General features: G+C 49.0%; 8 protein-coding genes and 1 pseudogene. 5 read left to right on the forward strand and 4 right to left on the reverse strand.

The features are described from left to right. Nucleotides 1-10: 10 nt before the first annotated feature. Nucleotides 11-1,941, reverse strand: a pseudogene (locus tag DWX76_RS08890) (thiamine pyrophosphate-binding protein). A gap of 523 nt (nt 1,942-2,464) precedes the next feature. On the opposite strand from DWX76_RS08890, the gene DWX76_RS08895 reads away from it, so the two are divergent. The 5 genes from DWX76_RS08895 (at nt 2,465) to DWX76_RS08920 (ending at nt 8,028) form a co-directional block, all read left to right on the forward strand. After that, entirely contained in the window at nt 2,465-3,055 is a 591-nt protein-coding gene (locus tag DWX76_RS08895) for a cytidylyltransferase domain-containing protein (protein ID WP_118570508.1), read from the forward strand. Nucleotides 3,056-3,266: 211 nt separating this feature from the next. Then, a complete protein-coding gene (locus DWX76_RS08905; RefSeq protein ID WP_022359155.1) occupies nt 3,267-3,932 on the forward strand; it encodes an HAD hydrolase-like protein in 666 nt (221 codons plus the stop codon). Between the two features lie 30 nt (nt 3,933-3,962). Continuing rightward, nucleotides 3,963-5,573 (forward strand): aldolase catalytic domain-containing protein, encoded by a 1,611-nt coding sequence (locus DWX76_RS08910; protein WP_118522668.1) that lies wholly within the window; start codon nt 3,963-3,965, stop codon nt 5,571-5,573. A gap of 311 nt (nt 5,574-5,884) precedes the next feature. Beyond that, complete coding sequence (locus DWX76_RS08915) at nt 5,885-7,264, forward strand: cell wall-binding protein (protein ID WP_118570510.1); 1,380 nt, start codon at nt 5,885-5,887, stop codon at nt 7,262-7,264. A gap of 224 nt (nt 7,265-7,488) precedes the next feature. Continuing rightward, the gene (locus DWX76_RS08920) at nt 7,489-8,028 is read left to right on the forward strand and encodes a hypothetical protein (RefSeq protein ID WP_118472959.1); all 540 of its coding nucleotides are present in this window, start codon (nt 7,489-7,491) and stop codon (nt 8,026-8,028) included. A 154-nt stretch (nt 8,029-8,182) separates the two neighbouring features. On the opposite strand, the gene DWX76_RS13980 is transcribed toward DWX76_RS08920, so the two are convergent. The 3 genes from DWX76_RS13980 to DWX76_RS08925 all read right to left on the reverse strand — a co-directional run bounded on the left by DWX76_RS13980 (nt 8,183) and on the right by DWX76_RS08925 (nt 10,255). Next, nucleotides 8,183-8,338, reverse strand: coding sequence for a hypothetical protein (locus DWX76_RS13980; RefSeq protein WP_182427326.1), 156 nt, complete (start codon nt 8,336-8,338; stop codon nt 8,183-8,185). A 262-nt stretch (nt 8,339-8,600) separates the two neighbouring features. After that, nucleotides 8,601-9,197, reverse strand: coding sequence for an O-antigen ligase family protein (locus tag DWX76_RS14445; protein WP_243021987.1), 597 nt, complete (start codon nt 9,195-9,197; stop codon nt 8,601-8,603). Next, nucleotides 9,131-10,255: a hypothetical protein gene (locus tag DWX76_RS08925; protein WP_243022509.1), complete on the reverse strand. Its 1,125-nt coding sequence runs from the start codon at nt 10,253-10,255 to the stop codon at nt 9,131-9,133. Before DWX76_RS08925 ends, DWX76_RS14445 begins: the two co-directional genes overlap by 67 nt. Between the last annotated feature and the right edge of the window lie 247 nt (nt 10,256-10,502).

The following is a 10,502-nucleotide window of genomic DNA, read 5'->3' on the forward strand; positions in this document are numbered from 1 at the left end:
GTTTCCTTTACTATTTTTTAATACGCGGAATCAGCATGATACGGTCCATCTCCTCGTCCGGCAGGATGGGGACAGATCCTCCAGCGGCGGCGATACAAGCGTTCCGTCCGGCAGTCTCTTCGCCGCGGACTTTGGCTCAAAGTTCTGATCCAGCGTTACAAATACCTCGCAGATCACCGGACCGTCCATCGCCAGCGTTTCTTCTACTTTCTCGCCCAGCTCCTTGTTTCCATGAATCGATACATATGGGAATCCATACGCCCACGCCAGCTTTTCCATACTCGGGAATCCAAGATCGCCGCTGTCCACGCCGATACCGATGAGCGGCTCGCCGAAGAAATTCTTCTGGGTCTGGCGGATGGAATGGTAACCGCCGTTATTGATAATGAAGATCTTGATCGGCATCCGGTGGCTGACAACTGTCTCAAGCTCCTGTAAATTCATCTGAATACTGCCGTCTCCGGTGATCAGGATAATATCCTGGCTGTGATCTGCCACGCACGCGCCGATCGATGCCGGAAGTCCGTAGCCCATCGAAGCGATGCCGGAGTTCGAGATAAATCTCTGTCCCTTTTTCACAATATTTGCGTGTCCACACACAACATTTGCAGATCCATTCCCCACAACCACGATCTGGTTCTCATTTAAACGGCGGCTCATCTCATACGCAAATGCATATACGTTTGCCTCTGTCTCCGTGCCGCCGTTCATGTGCTTCGGCAGAACCACCGGATAATCATGCTTCCAGCCCTGGCAGATACGCAGCCACTCTGCCTGCGCGTCCTTGTACTCCTGCGTCATCGAAGCCGCGCCGTCCGCTTTTCCTTCCTCCGAAAGAACCTCGTCCATCACGGTCAGAAGATCCTTCACATCCGCGTGAACCGGCATGTCCACATGCAGAGTAGGCTTTTTCAGCTCTTCTGCATCGATATCATTCACAATCACATACGCCTCGCGCGCCCAGGTAGTAAAACGGTAACCGACCTGGCGAAAACTCAGACGGCTTCCGAGCGACAGCACCAGATCGCTATTCTGGATCGCGAAGTTGCCCGGGCGATCGCCGACGTTACCGCCTTTTCCGATGTACAGCGGGTGTTCGTCATAAATACAGTCGATGCTGTCCGCGCCGGTCACAACCGGGATTCCCAGCTTTTCAACCACGCGCATGAAAACATCGTGCGCCGCGCCGATACGGATACCATTTCCGGCATTGATCACCGGACGTTTGGAGGTGCGGACTTTCTCGATGATCGCACGCGCCGTCTCCTTCGTCACACGTGCCGGAAGTTTTGCACGAAATTCACCTTTTCCGGCGGTATCCTCCGGAATCTCGGACGCGCTCTCTGCCGCCCAGCCGGTTCCGCCCGCCTCATAATCCTCCGGATCAAAGCCGATCAGATCGTCTGTCTCGATCATTGCCGCCTGCACATTCAGCGGAATATCCAGCCAGGTAGGACCCGGACGACCGTTGTAAGCCAGATACAGGGCTTTTTCCACACAGAAGCGGATACGCATCGGATCGATCACCATCTCACAGTATTTTGTCATATTGGCAACCGATTTGGTGATATCATACTCCTGATCGCCCATCGCGCGCAGGTGAAGTCCCGTGCTGCGCGCTGTCGTGTCATAACGCACCTGTCCGGAAATGACAAACATCGGGATTGAATCCAGAAATCCGCCCGCAACGCCGTTCATCGCATTGATGCCGCCAGGTCCCGTCGTCACGCACACTGCCGCAATCTTGTTGTGGATGCGGGCATACGCCTCCGCTGCCATCGCACATGCCTGCTCATGATGATTGTAGAGGCAGTGAAGTCCTTCCTGATGCCCCAGCGCGTCATCCAGATGCATCGCGCCGCCGCCCGTGATCATAAACACATCCGTGATGCCGGATGCGAGAAGCTTTTCTGCTATATAATTAGAAAGTTTCTGTTTCATTTTGATTTCCTCCTGAATACCTTGTCAAGTGGTCATACTACATCATAAGAACGTATTCTCACCCGTCCACTCACGAACCCGCGCTATCGCGCTCTACCGCCCTGCTTCGCATGGCTGTTCGTTCGTTAATGGCGCAAGAAAAGAATATGTCCGCTTCGCAGCCGCATTCTTTTCTTCTGCGCTCATTATACCATGACCACTAAATTCGTGAAACACCTCATTAAGTGGTCAGGTATATGTTCTCACTAGACTCGAAAATACCTCGTCAAGTGTTCACATTATATCACACATATTTCTCTTTTCATAGCCAGCACGGCGTTTTCCCTTCTTCTGAAACGTTCTTTTGTTACTGCGAACAGTTACGGTCTTTTTTCTCAACTTATATTTTTCTTATGTTGTCTTGTGTTTTTCCTATTTCTTTTCTATAATAAAGGTCGGCATCCGGTTCACGTCGGTATGCCTGAATCGTTACGGTTCAGTTTACTTTATGTAACTGCATTTTTATCATACAGAGGAACGTCTTATGAATCGATTAGCACAGAAAAAAAAGGTCTGCGCGCTGATTCCGGCGCGGCTTAATTCGGTTCGCTTTCCGGGAAAGGCATTGAAACAGATTGATGGGATTCCAATGGTTGTGCGGGTTCTCGCGGCGGCGCGGGGCAGCGGTGTATTTGATGCCGTTTACGCTGCGACCGACAGCCCTGAGATTGCTGCTGTTTGCCAGACATATGGATTTGAGGCGGTTTTTACCTCCCATTCCCATCAGAATCCGACCTCCCGCATTCAGGAGGCGGTGACGATTCTGGAAGATTCCAAGTCTGCTTCTTCGCGGAAATTTGATTTTTATGCGATGATCGGCGGGGATGAACCGCTTCTGACACCGGAGATTCTGCAAAATTTTATGGAGCAGGCGCTTACTGTTATTACCTCAAAAGAAAATGTACAACGTCCATTTCTCATCAATGCCATGGCAGATATCCCGAACGATGCCGAGACAGCCGATCCATCCAACATAAAAGTGGTCTGCCGCCCGGACGGAACAGGCTTTACATTTCCCGTGCGCCAATTCCATTCCGCAAGGGGACGCTTGACAAACCTTCCCGGAAATTTGTGAGTATCGGGCTTTATACGCGGGAATCGCTCGATTTCTTCTGCCAGAGCAGACCGGGCATTCTGGAACAGATCGAGGGCGTGGATTTGCTGCGTTTCCTCGAATATGGGAAAACGATCCTATTTCTTCCCATCTGCGGATATACGCTTTCCGTAGACACCCCCGCCGACCTTGAAACAGTACAGGCGATTTTACACAGGAGGACTAGCACCCTATGAATAAGAAAACATACCGCGGCGTGATCTTCGACCTCGACGGCACGCTGCTCGATACATCCGAAGGCGTCTTTGCGAGCGTGCGCCACACGGTAGAAGCACTTGGAAAACCTGCCCTCGACGAGGCGACACTCCGCACCTTTATCGGACCGCCCGTCAAGCTGTCGCTCATCCGCCTCTATGGACTGGACGAGGACGCCGCGAACCACGCAACCGAGATTTTCCGCACCCAGTACAAGGATCACGACCTGCTGAAAGCCGAGCCATACGCCGGTATCAAAGACCTGATCCGCGCACTCCGCGCACAGGGCTGCAAGATCGGGGTTGCCACCCTGAAACGTGAAGATTATGCGCTGACCCTGCTGGAACATTACCATTTCACAGAACTCTGTGACTCCATCTGCGGCAGCGATTTTGCCAGCAAAATGACGAAGGCTGACGTTCTGCACAAGTGCTTAAAAGCTTTGGAGTTGTCTCCATCCGAGGCAGTTCTTATCGGTGATACCTCTTCCGACGGAAAAGGTGCCAAAGAGGCAGCTGTCGATTTTATGGCAGTTACCTACGGCTTCGGACCAGATACCGCGGAGGCATGGCAGGAATATGCGCCGGTTTATACGGCAAAGGATACGCATGATATCGGGGCATTTCTGGGAGTCAATTTTTAAAATTACAAACATAACAAGAGGACAAACATCATGAAACAAGTCAAATTACTCGACTGCACTCTCCGTGACGGCGGCTACGTCAACGACTGGGAGTTCGGTCACGACAATATTGTTACTATTTTTGAACGTCTGATCAGCGCGGGTGTGGACATTCTGGAAGTTGGTTTTCTGGATGACCGCCGCTCCTTCGACCGCAACCGCACGATCATGCCGACAACCCAGTGTGCCGATCAGATTTTCGGCAAGCTGGACAAGGGAAATACGATGATCGTCGCCATGATCGACTACGGAACCTGCGATATTTCTAATTTAAGCCCGTGTTCTGAATCCTACATCGACGGCATCCGCGTCATTTTCAAAAAACATGTGATGCATGAGGCGATCCAGTTCTGCCACGAAGTCAAAAAACTGGGCTACAAAGTGTTTGCACAGGCGGTTTCGATCACCAGCTACTCCGACCGTGAGCTTCTGGATCTGGTTGACCTTGTCAACGATCTGGAACCGTATGCGATGTCCCTTGTAGACACCTACGGTCTACTGCATCAGGATAACCTGCTGCACTATTTCCAGCTCTTAAACTACAACTTAAAACCATCGATCGCGATCGGCTACCACTCCCACAATAACTTCCAGCTCGCATACTCGAACAGCATGGAAGTCTTACGCGAACCGGCAGACCGCACCGTTTTAGTTGATGCCACCCTGTACGGCATGGGAAAAAGCGCTGGAAATCTTCCGATCGAACTCATTTCCATGTACATGAACACCGTATTCGGACGCAATTTCAATGTCAGTCAGATGCTCGAGGCGATCGACATCAGCATCATGCCGTTCTTCCGAAAGAGCCCATGGGGATACAACCTGTTCTTCTATATTTCCGCCTCCAACAACTGCCATCCGAACTACGTCCGCTTCCTGATGGATAAGCACACCCTGTCGCTTAAATCCATCAATACGATTCTGGATGCGATTGAGCCGGAGAAAAAACTGCTCTACGACAAAGATTACATTGAAACACTGTACCGCAGGTATCAGAGCACAGAATGCAATGACGAAGCCGATATTCAGGCATTGAGTGCTTCCTGGAGCGAGCGCCCGCTTCTGCTGCTCGGTCCGGGAAAGAATCTGGAACTGGAAAAGGAGACAATTCTTTCCTATATTAAGGCGCACAATCCGATCACAATCTCCGTCAATTTTATCCCGGAGGGAATTCCAATCGATTATGCGTTCTTAAGCAATTCCAGGCGGTATGTCCAGCTCAACAACCGCCTGCTCGAGCACGCCGACGCCCAAGGACGCCCGGTGCGCGTCATCGCGACCTCGAACGTGACGAATGTCAAAGATACACATTTTGATTACACCTTAAACTATAATTCCCTGATCGACCAGAATGCAGAGATCATCGATAATTCCTTTGTCATGCTGCTGAACGTCCTGACCAAAACAAGCGTCCACCACGCCGCCTGCGCGGGATTCGACGGATATACGGTCGATGGAGACAACTACTATAATTCCGCGATGGACTACCGGATCGCGCGGGAAAAATCACAGAGTATTAACCAGTATGTGATAGATACGCTGGAGAGGCTGGCAGGAACGCTGACGCTGGAGTTCCTGACGGATTCGAAATATGTAAAATAAAAAATTATATTTTCATATAGAAAAAGGGGTGTTCCAGCTGGTTCACCCCTTTTTCCGTTACTGTTCACGCATCGTGCCCAGTAACGGAATTTGCCGTGGCTTCGCATTTAAATACGGCAAATTCCTGCTACCACCACGTTTTCTTACGGCACTTTCGGTTCCAAAAGTGCCTACCCGTGTACAGTAACCTTTTTCCACATCTCTCCACCCTTTCCAGCAACGCACACTATCTTTTTACGCATAATCCCCGTATAATAAGCCCCGTAATGCAGCGATGGATTTTCGCATTTTCAAAAAGGAGAGATTATACCATGCGTAAGCAAACTAAAACTTTAGCTGTTTTATCCGCTGCGGCTTTGTTCGCGGCTGCTGCACCTATAATGACAAATACGGGAACTTACAGAGTTCTGGCGGCTCAGAGCGGCTGGACAGAGGAAGATGGTCGTCTTTATTACTACGATGAGGACGGCTATAAAGAGACAAACACATGGAAAAAGCGGAATGGCGACTGGTTTTATCTCGATGAGGAAGGCGAGATTGCTACCAATCAGAGAGTCGATGACTATTTCGTCAACGATGAGGGGCACATGGCAAAGAACCAATGGGTTTCGGCTGAAAATGAGATCAGCTATGACAGCCCGGATTCTCCGGACGGCGGCTCCTGGCTCTATTTTGGCAAGGACGGCAAGATTGTAACTGCCAAATGGATGAGCATCAACGGAAAAACCTACTATTTCGACGAGGACGGACTGATGCAGACCGGGCTTCTGGAGCTGGACGGACAGACCTACTACCTCGGCGAGGAGGATGACGGCGCCAGAAAAACCGGATGGATTCTGCTGGAAACCATCACGAAAGACACCGACGATGAAGATATCTGGTGCTATTTTGACACCGAAGGACGCATGATCGTAAACCAGATGGACCGCAAAATCGACAATGGCTACTACACTTTCATCGACGGCCAGATGCAGACAGGCTGGATCAATGTCGCGGAAGCTGGCTTTGTAAGCTCCAGCACACCTTCAAACGAAGCAGCAACAGCGGACAACTCTGCCACAGACACTGTCAGCTTAAACGATTTCCGCTATTACGATCCGGAAAATGGCGGACGCCGGGCAAGCGGCTGGTACACCATTGAAGGGGCACCGGGCATCAGCGAAGAAGAAGAGCCATTTTCCTTCTTCTTTAAAAACGGAACCGCTTACTTTGCCGAGAAGGATCTTGCTATTTTCACCATCAATTCCGAGCGCTACTGCTTCAACGAGCGCGGTGAAATGCAGACCGGACTTCAGAGCCTGAAACAGGCGGATGGCAGCTTCGCCTCCTACTACTTCGGCGACGACGGCGTGATGCGTACCGGCAAGCAGACCATTTACAATGATGATTTAGAAGAAAACCAGATCTGGTATTTCCAGACCAAAGGCTCTCTCAAAGGACAGGGCTACCATGGCGAGCGCGATAACCAGGTTTATGTAAACGGTCTTTTAAAGAAGGCGGATCCGGAACTCCGCTATGAGCCGGTTTCCATCGGTGAAAAACGCTACCTGGTAAACACCAGCGGCACCATCCAGAAAGCAACCTCTTCCTCCTCTTCCGCTTCCCGTCCGGAACTCGGAAAAGGGTTCAAGGATATCAAAGACAGCAATGATACTGTCTGGACAGTTGACACATCTGGAATCATCCAGTAGAATATAATATTGCATCCGTTCAAATACCGCAGGACACTTTTGTGACACCGCGGTATTTTTTCTAAAAGATGTCTTTTTTTATCGTTTTGAAATTTTTTTTGGAAATTTTTAAATTTTTTTCTAAAAACCAGTTATAATGTTCTCGATTAAACCGTATTATAATAAGGGGGATATTTTCATTTTTCTCCTAATGACTCAACTCTTACTTCTACGGAGGCAACTCTATGCGTGGTTTAAATGTTTATTGCTGTCCAAACTGTGGACATTATGGATTCTTTCAGCTCGTTGCCAATGCGGTGTGTCCGCATTGCTCAATTGCCATGACTCCTCTTCCCATTCCGTATCAGGATTTCATGGACTTAGACTATCCACAGCGGCAGATCCTGATTTCCAGACACATGATTAATGCGGCGATCCCTTTGGATTCTAAAGCCAAACCGGCGAACAAGGCTAAGGCACCAGAGCAGACAAAGCCATCCGGCCGGAGCAAATCACTGGATGATGAAAAATCGTCGGTTCAAAATGCAGCACCCGATAACACCAAACTGATGACAGATCCTTCTGCAGCACCGGGTAAAACAAAATCGTCTTCCACTTCCTCGAAGATCCATCCGGATATTTCAAAAGATTCCGACAAGGAAACGCTCTATCAGGAAGTATTGGCTCTAAGAGAGAAAAACGAGCAGCTGGAGCAGACTGTCTCCTGGATGCATGATTTAATCTGGGAATTGACGCGCCGACTACATATTACACAGAGTAGATAAAAAATGCCGCATGATTCATTCTGGTTTGATAACATACCTTCTGAATCATGCGGCTTTCATATTCGATCTACTATTTAATTTTTGATTTGATTTTTCACCTGCTCCATCTGATATAAATGAGCCTCTTCTTTTCCATCTTATCCAGGCTCTCCGCTTATCCCGCCTTCTCCGTCTTACAGAGTATGTAGTGGTCAATCATCCGGTTTAAGCTTTGATTCATCTGATCCAGAGTTTTAGATAACTCCCTCAGTTCACGCTTTAATTCTTCATTTTCCTGCTCTAAAACGACCAATTTTTTAGCTTCATCCATAAACTCTCCTCCTTTTAACCGCCTGTTCTTCCATTCAGATGACCACACTGCATAACGCAGCTCTGCCAGGCGATCCTATCGTTTTTTCGTTTCATATTATTTATAAACCGATTTTAAGAAAAATAAAAGAGTCTATCGATCGCAAATTTCGACACGGAGCATCGCTCAGCTACTGTTCACACATTACTTTAAATTCTCAATCGACAAAGTTCGTCATTTCGGCTTTTCCGACGAATCTGCCCGGATTTGCCGTCTATTTGAGCTATTCTGCCTGTTCTGCTTTCTCTCTTGTGAGTGCAAGCCCAATCGCCAGCATCGCCCACATAATCGGCGTCGCGATCGGGAGGTTGATATTAACAACTGCCTGTGCTCCATAGCAGAGCACCGCCAGAACAGGCGCCAGAATCCAGGCGCACTCTTTCCATTTTCTGCACATTCTCACGCAGGCGCCGCCCAGAAACGCAAGATAGGATGCAAGCGCAAACGGTCCCATTGTGACGAGGTACTGGAAATATTCGTTGTGGGCGCTCTCATAGAAAACCCCATACCGATCCAGTGCATCCTGTCTGAAATCCCAAGTCAGAATTCCATATGTGTCTGGTCCAAAACCAAACAACTGATGCAGGAACGGCAGTTCGCGATAGGATTGCCATCCAATTCTCCAGCAATATCCCCGGTTCGTCCCCCAGTCATCATCAAAAACAAGATACTGGGACAACGTACTGTACCGTTCCGCATGTCCTCCCAAATTTGCATCATAGAGGACAAATGCCACTGCCAGGCATCCAAGAATCAAAACGGCACACCAGCCACGCCAAATCCATCGTCCCGGTTTGCTCTCTGGATTCGTCTGTTCCATCTTCCGTTTCCAAACCCAGAGAACCCCCGCCAGAATCCAGAATAAACGACAACTCCCTCCAGATAACGATAGCGCACCAACACGCCAAACACACCGCCCAGACCGATGACCTGATCGGCATATACTTTATTGACCGTATCTACTGCCTTAATCACGGTCACAAACATAGCCACCAGAATACCATAATCTGCGATGCCCCGCCATGTCGTAAATAAAAACAGCGGCATCACTGCAAACAGCATTCCAAGTGATAAATATGCATTATCACTCTGTCCGGTAATCAATGCAAAAAAAGCCAGCGCCGAAACCAGATAATACCAGATACGGCGTCCCACTTTTCTCTCACTTACAAAACAGCCGCAGGCAACCGCCATCGTAAGCGCCACAAACGCCGTATACGTGTTGATATTTCCCAATGTAGATACAAACAAGTTTCCCTGTTCATTGCTCACGCCCTTTTTCCATCCCAATAAATCCATCTGGAAATAATCTGTGATTCCAAACAGGCAGACCAGAACAGACGACGCCAGAAACACATCCAGGTACCATTTTCTCATCCGACCATACTTGCTGATCACAATCGTTCCCAGCACATACAGCGTAATCAAAAAAAATCCGCTGAATCGTCCCTCATTGCCCCAGAACGACTCATACACATAGTCCGACAGCACCGTCGATATCAATGCCAGCCCCCAGAAAACTGCCAACGCCTTATAGGCAAATGGCTGCTTTTTTAATTCAGACGGTCGAAACGCGCCGAAAAAGCGCCGCACATGCGCCCCGCCAAATCGCTTTAAATCCGCGCACTCAAATACTATCGCTGCGATCAGGCATGACGCCAGCATCGCAACCGTGCTAAGCCAGTAAAACTGATATTTCGATACCAGAATATCATAATAATAATTATGGAAATATAGCGGAAATGCCCCAAACACCACACACAGATACACCGACACAATCCATGAAAAAACCTTTCGGACTTTTCCTTCCCATGCCTGCTCTGCCAAAATGGATGCAGCCGGAGCTCCCTGCTCTCTTGCAATCTCTGTCTGTTCCATCACATTCTTCTCCTTTTCTTATTCGTAAAACCAGAGAAACGGCTTGTATCAGTATAGCATTTCGTTTTGTGGATAGCAAGGAAGGAAATCTTAAATTTCCCCTATTATCTCGTTACTGTTCACGCATACGTGCCCAGTAACGGAATTTGCCGTGGCTTCGCATTTAAATACGGCAAATTCCTGCTGCCACCACGTTTTCTTACGGCACTTTCGGTTCCAAAAGTGCCTACCTGTGAACAGTAACATT

This window comes from Clostridium sp. AF21-20LB, assembly GCF_003478795.1.
GTDB classification, from domain to species: Bacteria; Bacillota; Clostridia; order Lachnospirales; family Lachnospiraceae; genus Otoolea; species Otoolea fessa.